Here is a 19680-nt window from a genome sequence, read left to right on the forward strand (position 1 = left end):
CTGCATCTTTTTATCGGAGAAAGCGTCAAATAGCAGAAGAACAACTTACAGAAAATAGGTGATGGGATGAAGAAGATCGTATTAGCTGGAGGCACGGGCTTTGTCGGACAGTATTTGGAACGTAAATTTACAGACCAAGGGTACCGGGTGATTATCATTTCACGGCAGCCGGATCATTTAAATTGGACCAATCATACCGGAATCGTCAAAGCATTGGAAGGTGCCGAAATGCTGGTCAACCTGGCAGGGAAATCGGTGAATTGCCGGTATACTGAAGCCAACAAGCGGGAGATTTTTGATTCGCGGGTCGAAACGACCGAAGCACTCGGCACAGCCATCCTTGCTTGTGACAACCCGCCGCCACTGTGGATCAATTCCAGCACATCGACCATTTACCGGCATGCTGAAGACCGGCCGATGACCGAAGCAAACGGAGAATTCGGCAATGGATTTTCGGTAGAAGTCGGTAAAGCATGGGAGCAAGCTTTCTTCACATTTAAGCTGCCGCAAACACGCCAAGCGGCATTGCGTTTGTCAATCGTCCTCGGCAAAGACGGCGGCGTCATGAACCCTTATGAAAACATGGTGCGCTTCGGACTCGGCGGCAAGCAAGGCAACGGCAAGCAAATGTTCAGCTGGATTCATTTGGAAGATGTTTACCGCATTATCCAGTTTATCCGAGACCATGACAATATGAGCGGCGTCATCAATACGACAGCCCCTGAACCTGTCACCAACCGGGAACTGATGAAGCAACTGCGGATTGCCATGGACCGGAAAATCGGTTTGCCGGCAACCAAGTGGATGCTAAGCATGGGAGCGGTGGTTATCGGAACGGAAACGGAACTGATTCTGAAAAGCCGGTGGATTTTACCGGAGCGCCTTCAACAAGCAGGATTCAAATTCACCTATCCAACACTCGACAAAGCACTTGAAAATATTTTGTATCAATGAAAACAGGACAATGGCACTAGGAAGCTCTACTTCGGTAAAGTTTTTCTGGTGTTTTTTTATTTATTTTAAATTATTACCTTTATTTCGAGATAACTGGGTTTAGGACCATGCTTCAAAGGCTATTGAACAAGAGGGGGTGACAAATTGACCATAGACGAGAAATTATTAACTGGAATTCTGAATCGGGAAGAGCAAGCGCTATCCGATTTGTACGATCGCTACCACCGAATCATATGGAATATTGCGCGCCAAGCCGATTCAGATCCAACCGTTTGTGAGCAACTTGTTGCCCAAGTGTTCAGCACTGTCTGGAAAAATCCAAAGAATTTTATGCAAAACCGAAAGTTGTTGGCACAGCTGATTGACTGCTGCAAGTCGCACTGTGCAGAATCCATTATTAAAAAATGCTCATAACCCATTCACACCTCCGCCAATCCATTGGCGGAGGTGTTTTTGTTGACCGAAAATCCAGTGCGCAAAAGTTGACGAACTGCGGCAATGAGAGTAGCTTAAAGGCATCGCAATGGATTGTTCCATTTGGAACGGTTCAGAATTGAAAGATGGTGGAGCAGATGAAGGATAAGAAAGAAGTGGAAACGTACATGCAATTGATACGGTCGTTTGCCGCGGTACAGAAAAATATGGTCCGTTTTATCCAAAAATCAGCAGTAGAAAAAGGGCTGTCAATTCCGCAATATTCGATTTTGATGACGATTATTAGCTGCACGGAAATGACACAGAAAACCATTGGAGAAAAGACATTTTTACCGAAAAGTACATTAAGCCAGGCAGTGGATGGGCTGGTGAAAGAAGGCTATCTCGATCGACGGCAGGTAGAAGACAATCGCCGTGAGACTTTGCTGGCACTGAGCGAAAAAGGCAAGGCATTGGTGGAAGAGCTGCACCATCAAGAAGACGGGCTGCATCAAGTGTTCAAAGGGGCAAGCGAACAGTTGACGCATGAGCAAATGCATGAGCTGCTGTATGCGCACGAAAAAATTTCGTCTTATTTAACTGAAGTAGAACTTGAGGTGGCTTCAAAATGATCAAAATTTTGAAAAACTTGAATCCCTATAAATGGGTTGTTCTGGCTGTTTTTGCCTTGGTTTTCGGCCAATCGATGGCTGAGCTGTTTTTGCCGACACTGATGGCCGACATTATCGACAATGGCGTCGTCAAAGGCAACATCCCATATATTTGGCGAATCGGCGGCTGGATGCTGCTGGTATCGGCAATTGGCGCCATTGCGGCTGTCTTTGCCAGTTATTATTCAGCCAAGGCGGCGATGGGGCTGGGGCGTGACTTGCGTCAAAAGGTCTTTAAGCACGTTGGCCAATTTTCATTGCAGGAATTTGATGAAGTCGGAACGGCGTCGTTAATTACGCGTACCACAAACGATATTACCCAAGTACAGCAAGTAGTCATCATGATGCTGCGCATGGTCATCAGCGCACCGATCATGCTGGTCGGTGGGATTATTATGGCGGTCTCCAAAGACGCCCAATTGTCCCTGGTCATTATTGGTGCCATGCCGGTATTGGCCGTATCGATTCTCTTGATTTTAAAATACGGCATGCCCTTGTTCCAGGAAGTCCAGGAACGGCTGGATGGACTGAACTTGGTCGTGCGGGAAAACTTGACAGGCATACGGGTTATTCGTGCCTTTAACCGCGAATCACAGGAAAAAGCACGTATGCAAAAAGCCAATCGTGACCTGGCGGATGTGTCGATCAAAGTCAATAAAGTCATGGCTTTCTTGATGCCTGTTATGATGCTGGTCATGAACATGACCGTTGTCGCGGTCATTTGGTTCGGGGGCATTCGCATCAGCAATGGCGCGATGCAAATCGGGGATTTGATGGCCTTTATCCAATACGTCATGATGATCATGTTTGCCTTGGTTATGGCATCCTTCATGTTTGTCATGGTTCCGCGTGCAGCGGTATCGGCCAGACGCATCAATGAAGTGCTGGAAATGAAACCGGCATTCACAGACAACGGCACCGCAAAAGCGGATCGCGCACGTGGCACGCTGGAGTTCGATGACGTTTCCTTCTATTATCCAGGAGCGGAAGAACCGGCACTGTCGAACATTAGCTTTACCGCCAAACCGGGTGAAATTACCGCGTTGATCGGCGGAACAGGTTCCGGCAAGTCAACGCTCGTTAACTTGGTGCCGCGCTTCTATGATGTGAAGAGCGGAACCATCCGCGTTAACGGCGTCGATATCCGCGAGGCCTCCCAGCAAGAAGTTCGGTCGAAAATCGGCTTTGTGCCCCAGAAATCGATCTTGTTCACTGGGACCATTGCAGACAACATCCGCTTTGGCAAACAAGACGCCAATCAGCAGGAAATGGACCATGCGGCAAACATTGCGCAAGCCACAGAATTTATCAATCAAATTGAAGGCGGCTACGCGGCTGAAATTGAGCAGGGCGGCTCGAATCTTTCAGGCGGGCAAAAGCAGCGCCTGTCGATTGCCCGTGCATTGATTCGCAAGCCGGATTTGTATATTTTCGACGACAGCTTTTCGGCGCTCGATTTTAAAACCGACGCCAAGCTGCGCAGAGCATTGAAAGACGAAACAAAAAATGCCACAGTGCTGCTGGTCGCACAGCGCGTCAGCACGGTGGTCGACGCAGACCGCATCATCGTCTTGGAAAAAGGCAAAGTGGTTGGAATGGGCACGCACAAAGAGCTGCTCGAATCCAATGAAGTATACCGCGAAATTGCCCTATCTCAGCTGTCAGAGGAGGAAATCGCATGAGCAGAATGGGACCTCCACACGGCGGAGCAAATATGCCGGCGGAAAAAGCCAAAGACTTCAAAGGGACATTTCGCCGTCTTGTTTCTTATTTAAAACCACGGCGCAAAAAACTGGCAGCCGTTTTCCTGGTCGCAATTCTCAGTACGGTGTTTACGATTGTGGGACCAAAAATCATGGGGATGGCAATCACGGAATTGTTCGAAGGCGCATATGGCCAGTTGCAAGGCGTCCCAGGCGGCGGCATCGACTTTGGTGTCATCGGCCAAATCCTCGCAATTCTTGCCGGACTGTACCTGTTCAGCAGTTTGTTCAGCTATATCCAGCAGTACATGATGTCGACAGTGGCACAGGATACGGTTTATGACCTGCGCCAAGACGTCAACAAAAAATTGGAGAAATTGCCGCTGGAGTATTTTGATGGCCGGCCAAACGGTGAAACCTTAAGCCGCATGACCAACGACATCGATACGATCGGCAGTACGCTGCAGCAAAGTTTAACGCAATTTATCACCTCGATAGTGACCATCGTTGGCATTCTGGTGATGATGTTGACAATCAGCCCGTTGTTGACTTTAATCGCGGTGGTCTCTTTGCCGCTATCTTTATTCGTCATCGGACCGATTTTAAAAAGATCTCAGAAATACTTCAGCAGCCAGCAAAAAAATCTGGGCCGCTTGAACGGGCACGTGGAGGAAATGTACACGGGCCACCAGGTCGTTAAAGCGTTCGGACACGAAGCAAAATCCAACGAACAATTTGATGAAGTCAATGAAGAACTTTACAATGCCGGGCGCAAAGCGCAGTTTATCTCCGGGATCATCATGCCAATGATGACCTTAATCGGCAACTTGAGCTATGTACTGATCAGTGTTGTCGGCGGGATCCTGGTAACGCAGCGCGCCATCTCTATTGGTGACATTCAGGCATTCATCACGTACTCCAAACAGTTTACGCAACCGATTACTCAGACAGCGAATATCGCCAACATCATTCAATCAACAGTTGCTGCCGCCGAACGGGTTTTTGAACTGCTGGACGAGAAGGAAGAAGTGGAAGAAGTGACGACTTCTGTTCTGGCTCGTGCAAAAGGCGCCGTGGCTTTTGAAGACGTTGACTTTGGCTACGGCACCAACTTATTAATCGAGAAAATGAACATCGACGTCCGACCAGGACAGACGGTCGCAATCGTTGGGCCAACCGGTGCCGGAAAAACAACGTTGATTAATCTATTAATGCGTTTTTACGAATTGAACGGTGGACGCATCACAGTCGACGGGCTTGATTCGCGTGAAATGTCGAGACATGAACTGCGCCAAAACTTCGGTATGGTGCTGCAGGATACGTGGCTGTTCAACGGCACAATTCGTGACAACATTGCTTACGGAAAAACCGGAGCGACAGAAGAAGAAATTCTGGCTGCAGCAGAAGCGGCGCACGCCGACCACTTTATCCGGACCTTGCCGGACGGCTACGATACCATTCTGAACCAGGAAGTATCGAATATTTCACAAGGGCAAAAGCAGTTATTGACCATTGCCCGTGCCATTCTCGCCGATCCGCCGATTATGATCCTGGATGAAGCCACTTCGAGTGTCGACACGAGAACCGAAATCTTTATCCAGCGGGCGATGAATCAACTCATGGAAGGCCGCACAAGCTTTGTGATTGCACACCGCTTGTCGACCATTAAAGACGCGGATTTGATCCTCGTCATGGACCAAGGAAAAGTCATCGAACAAGGCACACACCAAGAGCTTCTTGACAAAAATGGCTTTTACGCCGATCTGTACCATAGTCAGTTTTCAGTGGAAGTGGCTGTGTAAAACGAAAAGGCCCACCGCGCAGTTTTTGCACGGTGGACCTTTTTTGTTATTTGTAAGTGGATTTTGTGCGGGTATCCAGACCGCGCGCCAGCCAGAGTAAGCGCTATTTCACCTAAACCCGAAAAGTCATCCGTTTGGTCTATCTTTAGACATGCAAGCAGAAACACGTTATGCTTAAAGCAGTTACCCTGACCGTTATGGCGGGGAGAACGAAAGGATGATTCAGATGGCATTTCTAGACAAACTGAACCAATTGAAAGACAAGTCGATCGAAAAAGGCAAGGCGCATTGGGAAGAAAACAAAGACGACTACAAAGAAAAAGCAAACACTTACAAAGACAAAGCGATGGTCATGAAAGACGACGTTGCCAATAAAATCAAAGAAAAACAAAAAAAATAATCGATCAGTTAGCCGGGTGAAAGTTGCCTGGCTTTTTTTATGGAAATTTTCAAGGCAAGACTTTAGAATAGTTTTATATTGAGTGCAGAAAATTCAGTCTTTATATTCCTGTTCGTTCCGGCGATAATAAAAGTAATGAAAAGAGTGGAGGTCATTTGATGAAGAAGCTAGTAATGCCAATTCTCTTCTTTCTATTGATTTTCGTTGTAACGGCGTGCCAAGACGAAGAAACAGAACCAACTCCAGAACAGCCGCCGGAAGAAACAGCTGAAGCGGTCGCATCGCCGGAAACGCGGGTTGCGGAATTTATTGAGCTGTGGAAAAGTGGGGATTTTTCAACGATGCACCTCCAATACTTAAATCAAGGGACGCAATCGGTTTACGGAGAGGCAAGTTTTGTCACTTGGCAGCAAGAGCTTCACGAACGCTTGGGAATCGACAACTTGGAAGTCTCCTATACACCGGCAGAGGAAAATGAGTGGACTCCAGAACAGCCAGCGGATTTTCCGATTCAAATCAAGTTCGACACCATCGTTGGACCGGTGGAATTTGAAAAGACATTGACGCTGCTTTATGAAGTGCACGGAGAAGTGGAAGACTGGTTTGTTGAATGGGATCCGTCTTTTATTTTGCCCAATCTGGAAGCCGGGGACCAAGTAGTCACTGAAATAACCCAAGGGCCGCGCGGAGAGATTGTGGACCGCAACGGCAACGCGATCGCTTCCAATAACACGGGCTACGAGGTCAGCGTCATCCCGGAAAACTTTGATAGATCCAAAAAGCAGCAGCTGGCAGAACTGTTAGGCATGAGCGAACAAGCCATTGATGACAAGCTCAACCAGTCATGGGTGCAGCCGCATTATCTCGTGCCAATTGCACAGATCAAAGCAGACCAATCGACATTGGACGAGCTGTTTACGATTACCGGCACAACGCGTACAGAAGTGGACATCCGCAATTATCCGTACGGCCGGGCATTGTCGCACATCACCGGCTATATGGGGCCAATTACCGCCGAGCAGCTGGAAGCGTGGAGCGGTCAGGGCTACACGGCCGAAACGATGGTCGGGCGGCAAGGCTTGGAAGAAATTCTGCAGGAGCGGCTGCGCGGGGAGGCAGGCGGCCGCATTATTTTGCAAAAGCAGCAGGAAAATGCCGTCATCACATCCGTGGAAAATGAACCTGTTTCCGGTGAAACAGTCGCTTTGACCGTCGATGCCGAACTGCAGCAATCGCTATACGGCGTGATGGGAGAAGAAGGGGGAACCAGTGCCGCCATTGATCCCAATACCGGTGAAACACTAGCGCTTGTCAGTTCGCCAGGATTTGATCCGAATGAATTTGTACCGAATATTACCAACAGCCGATTCCAAGAACTTACTAACGATCCGCTGCAGCCATTCTTCAATCGCTTTGCGGCCGTCTATACTCCAGGTCCTGTCATCCAGCCAATTACTGCGGCAATCGGATTGGAAAGCGGCACGCTCGATCCGGCTGAAAGCTTGGATATTACCGGTGATTCGTGGCAACGCTTTGCCTCTTGGGGCGACTACCGGGTGACGCGTTCACGGGATGACGTGCCAAATCCCGTCGATCTCAACAAAGCGCTCGTCTATTCCGACGAAATTTATTTTGCGCAGCAGGCGCTCAATATGCAAAACGATGACTTCCAGCTCGGCTTGGAAAACTTCGGCTTTGGCGATGCGATTGATTTTCCAATTAGCTTGACGGCGTCACGCATTTCCCAGGACGATGCATTCGGCTCGGAAGGCCAGCTCGCCGGAACAGCTTCCGGACAAGGACAAATGCAGATGAATATTGTCCACCTGGCTAGCTTGTACAGCCCCCTTTTGACAAACGGCACGCTCTATAAGCCAACTTTGCTTCTGGACGACGAAGATCAGCAAATATGGAATGAAAACGTGCTTAGCGCCGAAAACGCAGAGCTTCTTCGGATTAGCTTAAGTGACGCTGGCCAAGAACTTGGCACAGAACTTGCCGGCAAAAGTGGAACTGTGGATGAAAGAGGTGAGCCAAATGCCTGGTTTGTCGGGTACAGCTTAGTAAATCCGGATTTGATTGTGGCGATGATGGTTGAAGGGGGCGAAAGGCTGGAGGAGAAGGTTGAGCAGGTTGTTGAAGCGCAGGAGAGTGAGTGAGTGGTGGTTGTGTTTACGGTTTAACCCGGGTGTTCGGTGTTTCAACCCGGGTGTTTTCTCGGTATACCCGGGTGTTCGCCCAGCCAACCCGGGTGTTCACGATCCATACCGGGTTTCAACCATCCAACACAAAAAAGCAAGCTCTGAAAGAGAACTCACTCTTCAAACTGTTCATTTTCAGGCGGCCCCAGTTTATCGGTCAATACCTCCAAAATGTCATCAAAATACTTGCCGTCGTACCACATTTCCTTGTAGGAAGCGGAGCGGATGATCGCATGCTGGTCGACTTTTGTTACATCGATTTGCGCAGTGTGGCTGGAACCTGTTTCGCCAATCTCTTTCTTTTTTTCGAGGATAAAGCGTTCCATGTCGTCCGCTTCATAGTGCTGGAACGTTTCGACGACGTCATCAAACAAGGGCATCGTGTCCTCCGGGCTTTCAAACAGCCAAGCGTACCCTTCTTTTTCATTGGCCAGGCGTAAGGTCAGCTGATATTCCAAAACTATCATCTCCTTTTCAAATTTGAACCATCCAGCAAAAAAAGCTGTCATAAGCATATACCCGATTGCCCGGCAGTCAGTCTCAATAACTGAAAAACTCGTATGGCAAAGACTTATTTTATGAAGAAATCCTATTTTTTATACAGAATTGACGAAATAATGTCGCTTTTTTAACCAAGAAAATATTTCCATCAAAAGCAGCACGTTGAACTGTATACTTTTCGCTGGAATGTGCTATTATTTCTTATTACAAAGAGAAATTGCTTATCGGCAATGGATCAAATCGGATTTCAGCCGCCACAAATAGGTTGGGCAGTTGAAAAGAATCAAAAAAGGAGGCGTCTGCATTGGGAAGGACTTAATGAAGATTGGTGAAATTGCAAAATTGAGCGGAGTATCAACGAGAACCATCGATTATTACACGCTCTCCGGATTGCTGCACAGTGAACGTTCTGATTCCAATTACCGGTTGTATCCGGCTTCTGCTTTGCAGACGCTCGAGCGCATCCAGCTATTAAAAAAACAGCGCTTGTCGATTATGGAAATTAAAGAAATTCTCGACACACCTGAAAATCCAAAAACGGAGCAGCTGGTAGAGGAAGTTCACGAAGAATTCGAATGCCTGCAACGAAAAATCACGTGTTTGGAAGAGCAATTAAAAGATGCACCAAGTACGGTGAAGACGCACGTCAGTAAAGCACTTGAGCATCAATTGGCAGCAATTACCGCCTTGATCGCTTTGCTGTAATCAACTTTGGAGGTGAATCCCTTTTATTAGGGAAGACACGTGGATATAGTTACCTTATTAAATTTAGTGTTATTAGTAGTATTGATTGCCTTGACGGCATTTTTCGTTGGCTCGGAGTTTGCGGTCGTTAAGATCCGTATGTCGCGGCTTGACCAATTAATTACAGAAGGCAATAAAAAAGCAGTCATTGCAAAAAAAGTAGCAGTCGATCTGGATTATTACTTGTCTGCCTGCCAGCTTGGTATTACAGTAACCGCACTCGGACTCGGTGCACTCGGAAAACCGACAGTCGAGCGCTTGATGTACCCGATTTTTGATTATTTTTCAGTTTCAGATGCTATTGCATCAACTGCCTCATACGCCATCGCGTTCTTGCTTGTGACTTACCTTCACGTAGTCATCGGTGAAATGGCGCCAAAGACTTTGGCAATCCAATTTGCTGAAAAAATGTCGTTGCTGTTGGCACCGCCACTTTATTGGTTCGGTAAAATCATGAAGCCATTTATTTGGTCATTGAACGGAGCGGCCCGCCTTTTGCTGAAACTTTTCGGAGTTCAGCCGGCAGGACACGAGCAGGCGTATTCAGAAGAAGAACTAAAACTCGTTATGGCCCAGAGCTTTGAAGGCGGCGCCATCAATGAAACCGAACTTTCCTATATGGAAAATGTTTTTTCATTCGATGAGCGCGTAGCTAAAGACATCATGGTGCCGCGTACGGAGCTCGTAACACTCGACAAAGATATGCCACTGGCAGAAATCATCGAGATTTTGGACGAAAATAACTACACGCGTTATCCCGTAACAGAAGACGGCGACAAAGACCGCGTTCTCGGTTTTGTCAGCGCCAAAAAAATGCTTCCCCATATTGTTGCCGGACGTGATTGGCAGCTTGAAGGTTTTGTAATAGAGATGCCGACGGTTTTTGAACAAACTGGTTTGCAGGATGCTTTATTGCGCATGCAAAATGCCCGTGTCCACATCGCTCTTGTAGCGGATGAATACGGCGGTACTGCCGGTATGATTACAATGGAAGATATTTTAGAAGAAATCGTTGGCGAAATCCGCGATGAATTTGATGCAGACGAAGTAGCGGATATCACCTGGGTCAACGACGACCAATACTTGGTAAACGGGCGCGTCTTGCTGAAAGATCTTGAAGAGCGCTTTGGCTTCTCGTTTGATGAAAGTGAAGACATCGATACTATTGGTGGCTGGATTCATTTCAAGAGCCCTGGAGAAGTCGAAACCAACGCCACTTTCACAGAGTCCAATATTTCATGGACAGTGGTCGAAATGGACAACCAACAAATTAAACAAGTGATGTTCCAAAAACTTTCGAAAAACTAAAAAGAGTCAACAGAATAAGCTGAACTGATGACAAGAACGGAGACGTTTTGCTGCAGTTCTTCTTATTAAATTTAATGGAGGTGAATCCCTCGTTTTGAGGGAGACCAATTGGATGGACAAATAATAATTAACTTAATACTCGTGGCGTTGCTGATTATCGGTACCGCATTTTTCGTAGGCGGCGAATTCGCCATCTTGAAAGTAAGGATGTCGCGGATCGACCAACTGATTTCAGAAGGCAACAAAAAAGCGGTACGTGCCAAAGAAGTAGCCAATGATTTGGATTATTACCTGTCCGCCTGTCAGCTGGGAATTACCGTAACCGCCCTGGCGCTAGGTGCACTGGGAGAACCGACAGTTGAACGTATGCTGCACCCGTTGTTTGATACGTTTGAGGTTTCGCCTGCACTGTCGACGTTCTTGTCGTATGCAATCGCCCTTAGTATTGTGACATTCCTGCACGTAGTCATCGGAGAATTGGCGCCTAAAACATTGGCAATCCAATATGCCGAAAAAATGACCTTGCTGCTGGCACCGCCGCTTTACTGGTTCGGTAAAATTATGAGCCCGTTCATTTGGGTATTAAACGGTTCGGCCCGTCAACTTTTGCGTTTATTCAAAGTAGAGCCGGCCGGCCACGAACAAGCCCATTCGGAAGAAGAATTAAAGCTGATCATGGCAGAAAGCTTCCAGAGTGGTGAAATCAACCAGACAGAGTTAACTTATTTGAAAAACATTTTTGCTTTTGATGACCGGATTGTGCGGAATATTATGATTCCCCAAGCCGAAATCGTCTCAGTCGACAGCCGCCTGACACGTTCAGAGCTGTTTGAAGTGTTGGACAAGCACGAATACACCCGTTTCCCAGTAGCCCAACATGGCGACAAATCCCGGTTGATCGGATTTATTAACACCAAAGAACTGCTGACCAGTATGGCAGCAGGAAGAAGCCAGGATCCGGAGTCTTTCATTCACGAGATGCCGCGCTTCCCGGAAACAACTCCTATCCAGACTGTATTGACCAAAATGCAGCAAAGCCGTACGCACATGGCGATCATCACCAATAAAGACGGAGTCACTTCGGGACTTGTGACGATGGAAGACATTTTAGAAGAAATTGTCGGCGAAATCAGCGACGACTCGTTCGAAGCAGAGCCGATTTAATTGGAATAAAAATGGAGAGAAGCCTTTTGAGGTTTCTCTTTTTTTATGGAAAAATTTTGATATAGTAGAAGCAACAGAATCTTTGGAAGGAGCGATTCCATGCAAAATGAAACGATAAGAAAACCAATCCTTTTGTTGGGGGCTTTTGTTTTTTTCGCTGTTGCCGCATTTTTCAGCTTGTATGAAGGCAGCCAACTCGACGACGTATCTTGGGAATGGCCACATTCCGCAATTTTCACCAACTGGTTGAACGGATCTGTCTCCTCAGCTGATGAAATCCTGACAATTGACTATTTGGTCTACGCCGCAAAATTTGAGCCACTGTTTCCGGTCATTATGTTCCTGTCCGGCATGATTGTATTCCTGCAGCTCGCGTTTTGGCTGTTTCGAGGAAAGAAAATGGCGTTCAGCATTTTCCTGCTGTTTCCCGCAACAATGCTATTCGTCTGTAGTGGCGCCTTGATGGCTTCGCCGACCGAAGGACTCCAGCTGTTTTCCAATATTTTTCTCGGAAGCGGCATCTTGATACTGATAGGGTGCCTCATTTCAGTGATAAAAGCGGCAAGGCATCCAGGTTGAGTGAGTTGTTTGCAGAATAAGCGGGTTTGTTTGCGCTATCCCGGTCTTTATTTGTGGAATAAGCAGGTTTGTTTGCAGAAAAGCAGCGGACAGGAAAATCTGAGTAAGCAAAATCCAAAATATAGCGTGAAGGAGGGAGAACGGATGGGGTTTGAGACGATTGACGATTATATCAGGGAAGCTCCAGAAGAAGTTCGGAAAATTTTGCAGAACTTGCGGCTTATTGTTCAGGAAGAGGCACCGGAAGCTGAAGAGGCCATCCGCTACCAAATGCCGACCTTTATTTTGCATGGCAATTTGGTGCATTTTGCCGCATTCAAAAACCATATCGGCTTTTATCCCGTGCCAAGTGGAATCAGCGCTTTTCAGCAAGAACTCGCCCCTTACAAACAAGGAAAAGGATCGGTCCAGTTTCCGCTGGATAAGCCGATGCCATATGAGTTGATTCGCCAGATTGTAAGGTTTCGGGTGGTAGAGAACAAGAAGAAAGCAAAGAAATAAGGATTAAATGAAAACAAGCAGGCGGGCCAATGGGGCCTGCCTGTTTTTGCGTTTTTTTGAGGAAAAAGTATAAGATTAGTCACGAAATTTGCTTTTCACTTGCCAGAACACGTCTTTATTTGCAGTTAGAGGCCGTTTGTTTGCAGTATGCGTAGCGTTGTTTGCACAATCTCATCTTTTATTTGCAGAATACCCTTTGTTGTTTGCGCTATCGTGAACTTTCTTTGCGCAATGAAAAAAACGCTTCAGGCACAAAGGGGCCGGAAGCGTTTTTGAAAAATCTATGTATTGCTGTTGTGAAGTTCCAATTGCTTTTTCTCCAACGCCAGTTTGTCGCGCTCTAATTGAATCTCAGCCAGTTTGATCTGCGATTTCCGGTAGATGTCGAAGCCGGCGAGCAAAAGAAAGCCGCTGCCAAGAATGGCCAGCAGCAAGTAAAAGCCAATTTCCATAGCGAGTCCTCCTTTTCAAAATCAGCTGCGAAGCGCCTGTTGCGCACGATGCTGATCTTCTGTTGCCACATAAAAGTCATACTGCGCGGCGTTGCGCATTTGAGGAGTACCGGTATAAGCTTCCGTGCCGTGTACATTGGCGGTCACTTTCAATACGGCATCATAAGCGATGCCGTGTGCGCTGAATCTGCCACCCGCTTTGTAGTACATATCATCACCAAACGCGGTATACACCAAATGCTTTCGTTTGAAAAAAAGCCAACGGATCAATCCCATACGGCACACTCCTCCCGCTATTTACGGCCTCCGCTGTAATTCCTCAGCAATCGTCTTTAAATAAGCATTGCGTTCTTTCGTCAATTTCAAAGCAATTATCACAATGTAAACGATGACGCCGAATATTACTACATTAAACAAGATCGCTAAAATCGGAAAGATAAAGAAAAAATCACCCATCATGTTCATGTACTCACCTCCTGTTACTGTATACGGAAAAATCATACAATTGTTTCAAAAAGTTTAGACGAAGAAATAAACTTAAGTTATGATTGAAAAGAACAACTAAAGGAGGACGCCAATGGATATCTATTCGTGGCTGCTCATCATTGTCGGAATCATACTCCTCATCGTTATGGCAACTTCTTATTTTACCTGGTGGGCTAAAAGCCTTTCCGTTATCTATTATGGAGTCTTAACATTCCTGTTCATCATCAACACCAATCAGATCAAAGAAAAATATAGCGGAATCATCCCGGTTCCCGAAGCGTATTGGGATGAAAACTCCGAGTGGGCATCCACGGCATCGCATTTATTTCTATTGCCATTCACAGGAATTTTGTTTTACCTTTACTATCGATGGTTTACCAATGCACAGTCTCTAACCGCGATAATCCTCCTCACAATAAGCCTGCTGCCAGTCGCAGCATTGGTCTTTTTCTTCTATTTCATCATCGATTTTGGCTACGGCTACCGGCCATAAAGTGCGACAGATTTTGTTTTTCTGTAAAAACATTCCCTTTTTTTGAAACATTTAGATAAGACTTCCGTATACTTACTATAAGCCTCTACCGCATACATAGGAATGAACTGGGTGGCAGGAGGCAATTACCAAAACAGAAGGAGTGGAAGCAGTATGGAATCATTAGGCATCATTACAGTGGTTATCGCGTTGCTGATCGTCGCCGCAATCGCGGGTATTGGTTATTTTTTCTGGATGAAAATCCGCTACCGCACCGCCAAATCCAATGAAGCATTAATTATCACGGGACCGAAACTGGGGGATCCGGAAAAAGACACCAACATCTTTACCGACGACGAAGGCCGTTCGATGAAAATCATCCGAGGCGGCGGGTACTTGCTGAGACGTTTCCAAACGTCAACGCCTGTCAGCTTGACCTCGTTCCAGCTGAAATTGGCAACACCGCGTGTTTATACAAACGCTGGGGTGCCGATTGTCGCAGACGCCGTGGCAATGGTCAAAGTGGCGGATACGCTGAACGGCATCGCCAATTACGCGGAGCAGTTTCTTGGCAAAGAACAAGAGGAAATCGAAACAGAAATCATCGAAGTGCTGGGCAGTAATTTGCGTGCTATCCTGTCGAAGATGACAGTGGAAGACATCAACAGCGACCGCGAAAAATTCAACACGGATGTGCAGGAAGTGGCGCAAAAGCAGCTTGATTTGATGGGCTTTAAAATCACGTCACTCGGCTTGACCGATTTGCGCGATGCCGATGAAAACAATGGCTACCTGGAAAACTTGGGTCGTCCTCGTATTGCGGAAGTTCGCAAACTGGCTGAAATCGCGGAAGCGAACACGGAACGCGAAACACGTATTCACCGTGCGCAGACCGATCAGGAAGCGAAAGAAGAAGAATACTTGCGCCAAATCTCGACAGCAGAATCGAAAAAGGATAAAGACATCAAAGACGCCGCGTTCAAAGAAGAAACCGAGCGTGCGCGCGCCAAGTCCGAGCAGTCATACGAACTGGAAAAAGCCAAGCTGGCGATGCAAATCCAGGAAGAAGAATTAAGCATGCAATTTGCAGCGCGGGAACGCGCCGTTAAACTCGAAGAAGAAGAAAGCAAAGTGCGGAAGACAAAAGCCGATGCGACCTATTACGAAACGACGCGTTCTGCAGAAGCCGACGCTCGCCGTGCCGTGATCGACGGGGAAGCAAAAGCGAAGATCAAACGCGACGAAGGTTCTGCAGAAGCAGAAGTTATCCGCGAAAGAGGGAAGGCAGAAGCCGAATCCCGTAAACTGTTGGCAGAAGCCATGGAAGAACACGGCGATGTTATCATCACCGAAAAACTGATCGACATGCTGCCGGTCTTCGCCGAGAAAGTCGCGTTGCCATTAAGCAATATCGACTCGGTGAAAATCATTGATTCCGGCAACGGCCAGGGCATTCCGTCCTTCGGCAAAAGCGTTACCAAAACGATGGTCGACATGCAGGAGCCGCTCAAGGAAATGACCGGCATCGATGTGGGCGAGCTGCTGAAATCCTACGTCAACCGCAACAAACCTGCTGCTCCACAGCAAGGGCCGGCCGCACCATTGCCAATCGGCCAAAACGGAGAATCTCCACTTGAAGAAGATGCCAACGACAACATGCAAGAAGACCGCTAAAGCGGAATAAAATCCGCCCTTCCTTTGCTTTCATCAGCAAAAGAATGGCGGTTTTTTCTGTTGCTAGCATATCCGTCAAATCCGAATAATCGACATAATTCGTTGAAAAGATGCTATTATAATCTGTAGATTGGCACAAAAGAGACGTAGACAATGGCCGAATAAAGACAAACAGCCACGCCAAAGGGGAGCAAGATTTTCTTATGAATTGTAATTGAAGGGGGAAAATTTCATGGGGGAAGCATGCAAAGTGCTGATTGTGGATGACGAGATGTTGATCCGGCAAGGGATTATTAATTACATTAATTGGGAGCAAGAAGGGTTTCAAATCGTCGGGGAAGCTTCAAATGGCAAAGAAGCCATGCAGCTGATTGAGGAATTTTCACCGCATATTGTGGTTACCGACATTGTCATGCCCATTATGGATGGCATCGACCTGGTCAGAGAAGGAAAAAAGGCATTTCCAAAGATTGAATTTATTGTTTTGAGCAGCTTTGAAAACTTTGATTACGTGCGGTCGACTTTCCAGAACGGGGTGGCCGATTATATACTAAAACCCAAGTTAAACGGACCGGAACTGCTGAAGATTTTAAACCGGGTCGTCAGCCGTATTCCTGATTTGCACCATGCGGCATCGGCAGTGAAGCCGGAACGCTCGCCGGAAGAGTTGCTGGAAAGCATAATTTTGGGCCAGGACTTCTCGAAGGATTTAACAGCCTTAACAGACGTATTGCCCAATAGCCATTTTGCATTGGCCAGCGTCCACGGAAACAACCTGGAGCCGGAGCAATTGAAAGCGATTTTAAAACGCTCCGTTCTCGAAGAACTGCCTGTTTTCTCTATAGGCGCGAGCGAAGGGGAAGCCATGTTTTTGCTGAACTTCAACCCACATCAACTGGAAGCGATCAAACGGACGATCGAACATCAGGCAGCTAGTATGATGGACGTGAAATGGCTAATGTACGAGCCGTTTGATGCGCTCGATGAGTTGAAAAGGGTCCACGATGAAGGCCAGTTGAAGATGAAAAAATACCTGTTTTACTTGCCGGACATGAGCTTGTTTATTTACGACAAACTGCCGGAAAAAAATGAAAAACAAGCCAATTTTGATTTGAACCAGTTTATCGAAATGTTCAAAGACCGCCTGTTTAATGCGGCTCTGACGTATTTGGAAAACCACGTCGATTATTTGGCAGGGCGCTACAACAACGACAGTTTTGAGTTCAAGTCGTTTTTAGGCAACATCGTTTTTAACGTGATCGTGCTGCTGGATGCCATGAAATACGATACCCAAATTCTCGAAGAAAAAAAGTATGGATATTTCTCGGCAATCAACGAAGCCCCTCATGCGAAAGAAGCATTTTGCCAGTTTAACGGATTTTTGGAAGAGGTGCGGACGGTTATGCTGGTGGGCGACAAAGCGAGCGAGTCGAATAACTTGGATAAAATTTTGGCGTATATCGAGCAGCATTACACAGAACCGCTGCGGCTGTCTGAAATCGCCAACCATTTCCACTTTAACGCGTCCTACTTGTCATCGTATTTCAGCACGCACCACAAAGAGGGATTCAGTGAATACTTGAACCGTGTACGAATCAAGAAATCGATGGAACTGCTGGAAAACAGCACAGTGTCCATTTCGAACATCAGTGGAATGGTGGGCTATTCGGAGCATAGCTATTTCTGCAAAGTCTTTAAACGCATAACCGGGACATCTCCAGGAAGTTACCGAAAGGAGCTCCAGGTGCGCCATGAAAATGAAGAAAAGGATTTTTCTGATCTTAAGAAATAACAGCCTGTTTATTAAAATGTTCCTGATTATGTTTGTCAGCATCGTAGCTGTGTCTTTGTTGATAACGTTCAGTTCCATTCGAATGTCTTCCAATTTGTTTATGGAGACATTCAGCCTTTCCAATACAAAAGCGCTGGAACAGATTGAAACCCAATTTGAAGACTACAGCTTTGCGATTGTCAGTGCAGCAAATCAGGTCCAAAACAACGGCACCATCAAAAGGGTGTTGACCCAAACCGATGCCACCACGATTGAAACGTTTCGGTCCTATCACGACATCAGCCTTCAAATTGAGCGCATTTACCCGACAGTCGAGCCGTACGAAGCCAATATGATTGTGCTTGGAAACAACGAGCGGCTGTACAATGTCAATTATGCGAATTGGCCGGTTTCTTGGGAAGTGCTGCGAAACCATCCGATTACCCAAGACACCATCAATCGGCCAGACGCCTTGCTTTATCAATATTTGCCGTCCACTTCGTTTACGGACGAACCCATGATTGTCGCAACAAAAGCGCTCATGGAAAGGTCCACTGGTGAAATCTACGGCGTGTTGTACTTTCCAATCCGCGAAGCACAGCTGAAACAATTTTACGAAGGCTACACAAGCATGGAAAACGAAGTACTGTTGGTGGATTCAACCGGAAAGATTGTTTCGAGCAATAAAGAAGACATGATTGGCAATGAAGCAATTGACGTCATGGCACTGGCAAAACAAGTAGACGACGAAGAGTTGGAATTCAAAGACGTCCATGTGTTTGGCAAGGACTATATGCTGATGTCCCAATACCTTCCGACTTATAATATGTATTTGGTGAATTTGGTGGACAAAAATGCGGTGCTGGATAGTTTGGTCAACACGAAAGAAATTCTCTTGATCAGCCTTGGCATTGTGCTGCTTGCCGTCATTGTTGTGTTTCTCATTTCCCGCCGGATGACCAATTCCATCAGCCGATTGGTCAAACAAATTTCAGTCATGGCCAAACACGATTTCAACAAGCCGGTAGCTGAAACGGGGGGCTATGAAGCGAAAAAAATCGCCAATGCGTTCAACTCAATGCTCAGCGAACTGCAGGCGTACGTCGACTTGGTCGTTCAAGCCCAGCAAAAGCAGCGCAGTGCCGAACTGATGGCGCTGCAGCATCAAATCAACCCGCATTTTATTTACAATACACTGGCGTCCATCAAGTTTATGATCCAGCAGGGAAAAAAAGAAAAGGCAACCGACATGATCCATGCCTTGATTTCGCTTCTACAAAATGCGCTCAGCAATGTCGATCAAACCGTTACCGTGGAACAGGAAATCGCTGATTTGAAAAACTACGTTCTCATCAACCAATCGCGCTATGGCGATGGCATCAAAGTGAATTTCTTTGTTTCGCCGGACTGCCTCGACTGCCAGCTGCCCAAGCTGATTCTTCAGCCGTTTATCGAAAATGCTTTCTTCCATGCATTTAACGAGAAAAAAGAAGGCTTTGTCCAAATTTTGGTGTCCAAAAAAGGCGATAATTTGTTATGCGAAATCGCTGATAATGGCGATGGCATGGAAATGAAAGGCGACCACACAAAAGAAGATTTTAAAGAGAAACGCCATCTGTTTAGCGGAATTGGCATCCGCAATGTCCATGAACGCATTCAGCTGCTTTATGGAGAAGAATACGGCGTAGAAATCACAAGCCAAAGAGGCGAAGGCACAAAAATAAAAGTGGATTTGCCTATTCAAAAAGTAGATCCATTGAACAAACCTAATAAAATTACAAGCATCCAAGAATAATGCAACTAAATAGTCGGAAATTTTAAACACCTAAAAATTTTCGAACAAAACACCTAAAGATTGTGCTAACAATCTTTTTTTTTATGTC

General features: G+C 46.6%; 20 protein-coding genes. 16 read left to right on the forward strand and 4 right to left on the reverse strand.

Going from position 1 to position 19680, the window contains the following annotated elements; genetic code table 11:
* Nucleotides 1-66 precede the first annotated feature (66 nt).
* The 7 genes from AC4EG4_RS11180 (at nucleotide 67) to AC4EG4_RS11210 (ending at nucleotide 8103) form a co-directional block, all read left to right on the forward strand.
* Entirely contained in the window at nucleotides 67-954 is an 888-nt protein-coding gene (locus AC4EG4_RS11180; RefSeq protein WP_490987849.1) for a TIGR01777 family oxidoreductase, read from the forward strand.
* Nucleotides 955-1098: 144 nt separating this feature from the next.
* On the forward strand, nucleotides 1099-1368 hold the full coding sequence (locus tag AC4EG4_RS11185; protein ID WP_490987850.1) for an RNA polymerase sigma factor: 270 nt from the start codon (nucleotides 1099-1101) through the stop codon (nucleotides 1366-1368).
* Nucleotides 1369-1526: 158 nt separating this feature from the next.
* A complete protein-coding gene (locus tag AC4EG4_RS11190) occupies nucleotides 1527-2000 on the forward strand; it encodes a MarR family winged helix-turn-helix transcriptional regulator (protein WP_490987851.1) in 474 nt (157 codons plus the stop codon).
* Entirely contained in the window at nucleotides 1997-3721 is a 1725-nt protein-coding gene (locus AC4EG4_RS11195; protein WP_490987852.1) for an ABC transporter ATP-binding protein, read from the forward strand. Before AC4EG4_RS11190 ends, AC4EG4_RS11195 begins: the two co-directional genes overlap by 4 nt.
* Nucleotides 3718-5544, forward strand: coding sequence for an ABC transporter ATP-binding protein (locus AC4EG4_RS11200; protein ID WP_490987853.1), 1827 nt, complete (start codon nucleotides 3718-3720; stop codon nucleotides 5542-5544). Before AC4EG4_RS11195 ends, AC4EG4_RS11200 begins: the two co-directional genes overlap by 4 nt.
* A gap of 217 nt (nucleotides 5545-5761) precedes the next feature.
* Nucleotides 5762-5944 carry a hypothetical protein gene (locus tag AC4EG4_RS11205; protein WP_490979235.1) on the forward strand — a complete coding sequence of 61 codons (183 nt, stop codon included), beginning with the start codon at nucleotides 5762-5764 and terminating at the stop codon, nucleotides 5942-5944.
* Nucleotides 5945-6102: 158 nt separating this feature from the next.
* The gene (locus AC4EG4_RS11210; RefSeq protein WP_490987854.1) at nucleotides 6103-8103 is read left to right on the forward strand and encodes a penicillin-binding transpeptidase domain-containing protein; all 2001 of its coding nucleotides are present in this window, start codon (nucleotides 6103-6105) and stop codon (nucleotides 8101-8103) included.
* 155 nt (nucleotides 8104-8258) lie between these two features.
* Here AC4EG4_RS11210 and AC4EG4_RS11215 read toward each other — a convergent pair whose 3' ends face one another.
* The gene (locus tag AC4EG4_RS11215; RefSeq protein WP_490987855.1) at nucleotides 8259-8603 is read right to left on the reverse strand and encodes a hypothetical protein; all 345 of its coding nucleotides are present in this window, start codon (nucleotides 8601-8603) and stop codon (nucleotides 8259-8261) included.
* Nucleotides 8604-8964: 361 nt separating this feature from the next.
* On the opposite strand from AC4EG4_RS11215, the gene AC4EG4_RS11220 reads away from it, so the two are divergent.
* The 5 genes from AC4EG4_RS11220 (at nucleotide 8965) to AC4EG4_RS11240 (ending at nucleotide 12942) form a co-directional block, all read left to right on the forward strand.
* Nucleotides 8965-9351, forward strand: a complete 387-nt coding sequence (locus AC4EG4_RS11220) for a MerR family transcriptional regulator (protein ID WP_490987856.1) — start codon at nucleotides 8965-8967, stop codon at nucleotides 9349-9351.
* Nucleotides 9352-9390: 39 nt separating this feature from the next.
* On the forward strand, nucleotides 9391-10698 hold the full coding sequence (locus AC4EG4_RS11225; RefSeq protein ID WP_490987857.1) for a hemolysin family protein: 1308 nt from the start codon (nucleotides 9391-9393) through the stop codon (nucleotides 10696-10698).
* 108 nt (nucleotides 10699-10806) lie between these two features.
* Complete coding sequence (locus AC4EG4_RS11230; RefSeq protein ID WP_490987858.1) at nucleotides 10807-11862, forward strand: hemolysin family protein; 1056 nt, start codon at nucleotides 10807-10809, stop codon at nucleotides 11860-11862.
* A 99-nt stretch (nucleotides 11863-11961) separates the two neighbouring features.
* A complete protein-coding gene (locus AC4EG4_RS11235) occupies nucleotides 11962-12441 on the forward strand; it encodes a DUF4306 domain-containing protein (protein ID WP_490979229.1) in 480 nt (159 codons plus the stop codon).
* Between the two features lie 144 nt (nucleotides 12442-12585).
* Complete coding sequence (locus tag AC4EG4_RS11240; RefSeq protein WP_490987859.1) at nucleotides 12586-12942, forward strand: iron chaperone; 357 nt, start codon at nucleotides 12586-12588, stop codon at nucleotides 12940-12942.
* A gap of 281 nt (nucleotides 12943-13223) precedes the next feature.
* Here the strand turns inward: AC4EG4_RS11240 and AC4EG4_RS11245 are convergent, their stop codons facing one another.
* The 3 genes from AC4EG4_RS11245 to AC4EG4_RS11255 are packed head-to-tail and all read right to left on the reverse strand — an operon-like array spanning nucleotide 13224 to nucleotide 13859.
* Nucleotides 13224-13394: a hypothetical protein gene (locus AC4EG4_RS11245; RefSeq protein ID WP_490979227.1), complete on the reverse strand. Its 171-nt coding sequence runs from the start codon at nucleotides 13392-13394 to the stop codon at nucleotides 13224-13226.
* 21 nt (nucleotides 13395-13415) lie between these two features.
* On the reverse strand, nucleotides 13416-13670 hold the full coding sequence (locus AC4EG4_RS11250; RefSeq protein WP_490979226.1) for a hypothetical protein: 255 nt from the start codon (nucleotides 13668-13670) through the stop codon (nucleotides 13416-13418).
* A 21-nt stretch (nucleotides 13671-13691) separates the two neighbouring features.
* Nucleotides 13692-13859: a hypothetical protein gene (locus AC4EG4_RS11255; protein ID WP_490979225.1), complete on the reverse strand. Its 168-nt coding sequence runs from the start codon at nucleotides 13857-13859 to the stop codon at nucleotides 13692-13694.
* A gap of 112 nt (nucleotides 13860-13971) precedes the next feature.
* Here AC4EG4_RS11255 and AC4EG4_RS11260 point away from each other — a divergent pair, with 112 nt between their 5' ends.
* The 4 genes from AC4EG4_RS11260 (at nucleotide 13972) to AC4EG4_RS11275 (ending at nucleotide 19592) form a co-directional block, all read left to right on the forward strand.
* A complete protein-coding gene (locus AC4EG4_RS11260; protein WP_490979224.1) occupies nucleotides 13972-14373 on the forward strand; it encodes a hypothetical protein in 402 nt (133 codons plus the stop codon).
* A 153-nt stretch (nucleotides 14374-14526) separates the two neighbouring features.
* Complete coding sequence (locus AC4EG4_RS11265; protein WP_490987860.1) at nucleotides 14527-16026, forward strand: flotillin family protein; 1500 nt, start codon at nucleotides 14527-14529, stop codon at nucleotides 16024-16026.
* Nucleotides 16027-16258: 232 nt separating this feature from the next.
* Nucleotides 16259-17818: a response regulator gene (locus AC4EG4_RS11270; RefSeq protein ID WP_490987861.1), complete on the forward strand. Its 1560-nt coding sequence runs from the start codon at nucleotides 16259-16261 to the stop codon at nucleotides 17816-17818.
* Entirely contained in the window at nucleotides 17784-19592 is a 1809-nt protein-coding gene (locus tag AC4EG4_RS11275; protein WP_490987862.1) for a sensor histidine kinase, read from the forward strand. The genes AC4EG4_RS11270 and AC4EG4_RS11275 overlap by 35 nt, the downstream gene beginning before the upstream one ends.
* Nucleotides 19593-19680: the final 88 nt, after the last annotated feature.

This window comes from Planococcus sp. TJ-201 (assembly GCF_058268495.1).

Excerpts from the sequence above, each read along its gene's own strand:
- AC4EG4_RS11180 (WP_490987849.1), top strand. The coding sequence starts at position 67 with ATGAAGAAGATCGTATTAGCTGGAGGCACGGGCTTTGTCGGACAGTAT.
- AC4EG4_RS11190 (WP_490987851.1), top strand. The coding sequence starts at position 1,527 with ATGAAGGATAAGAAAGAAGTGGAAACGTACATGCAATTGATACGGTCG.
- AC4EG4_RS11195 (WP_490987852.1), top strand. The coding sequence starts at position 1,997 with ATGATCAAAATTTTGAAAAACTTGAATCCCTATAAATGGGTTGTTCTG.
- AC4EG4_RS11200 (WP_490987853.1), top strand. The coding sequence starts at position 3,718 with ATGAGCAGAATGGGACCTCCACACGGCGGAGCAAATATGCCGGCGGAA.
- AC4EG4_RS11205 (WP_490979235.1), top strand. The coding sequence starts at position 5,762 with ATGATTCAGATGGCATTTCTAGACAAACTGAACCAATTGAAAGACAAG.
- AC4EG4_RS11210 (WP_490987854.1), top strand. The coding sequence starts at position 6,103 with ATGAAGAAGCTAGTAATGCCAATTCTCTTCTTTCTATTGATTTTCGTT.
- AC4EG4_RS11220 (WP_490987856.1), top strand. The coding sequence starts at position 8,965 with ATGAAGATTGGTGAAATTGCAAAATTGAGCGGAGTATCAACGAGAACC.
- AC4EG4_RS11235 (WP_490979229.1), top strand. The coding sequence starts at position 11,962 with ATGCAAAATGAAACGATAAGAAAACCAATCCTTTTGTTGGGGGCTTTT.
- AC4EG4_RS11240 (WP_490987859.1), top strand. The coding sequence starts at position 12,586 with ATGGGGTTTGAGACGATTGACGATTATATCAGGGAAGCTCCAGAAGAA.
- AC4EG4_RS11245 (WP_490979227.1), bottom strand. The coding sequence starts at position 13,394 with ATGGAAATTGGCTTTTACTTGCTGCTGGCCATTCTTGGCAGCGGCTTT.
- AC4EG4_RS11250 (WP_490979226.1), bottom strand. The coding sequence starts at position 13,670 with ATGGGATTGATCCGTTGGCTTTTTTTCAAACGAAAGCATTTGGTGTAT.
- AC4EG4_RS11255 (WP_490979225.1), bottom strand. The coding sequence starts at position 13,859 with ATGAACATGATGGGTGATTTTTTCTTTATCTTTCCGATTTTAGCGATC.
- AC4EG4_RS11260 (WP_490979224.1), top strand. The coding sequence starts at position 13,972 with ATGGATATCTATTCGTGGCTGCTCATCATTGTCGGAATCATACTCCTC.
- AC4EG4_RS11265 (WP_490987860.1), top strand. The coding sequence starts at position 14,527 with ATGGAATCATTAGGCATCATTACAGTGGTTATCGCGTTGCTGATCGTC.
- AC4EG4_RS11270 (WP_490987861.1), top strand. The coding sequence starts at position 16,259 with ATGGGGGAAGCATGCAAAGTGCTGATTGTGGATGACGAGATGTTGATC.
- AC4EG4_RS11275 (WP_490987862.1), top strand. The coding sequence starts at position 17,784 with ATGAAGAAAAGGATTTTTCTGATCTTAAGAAATAACAGCCTGTTTATT.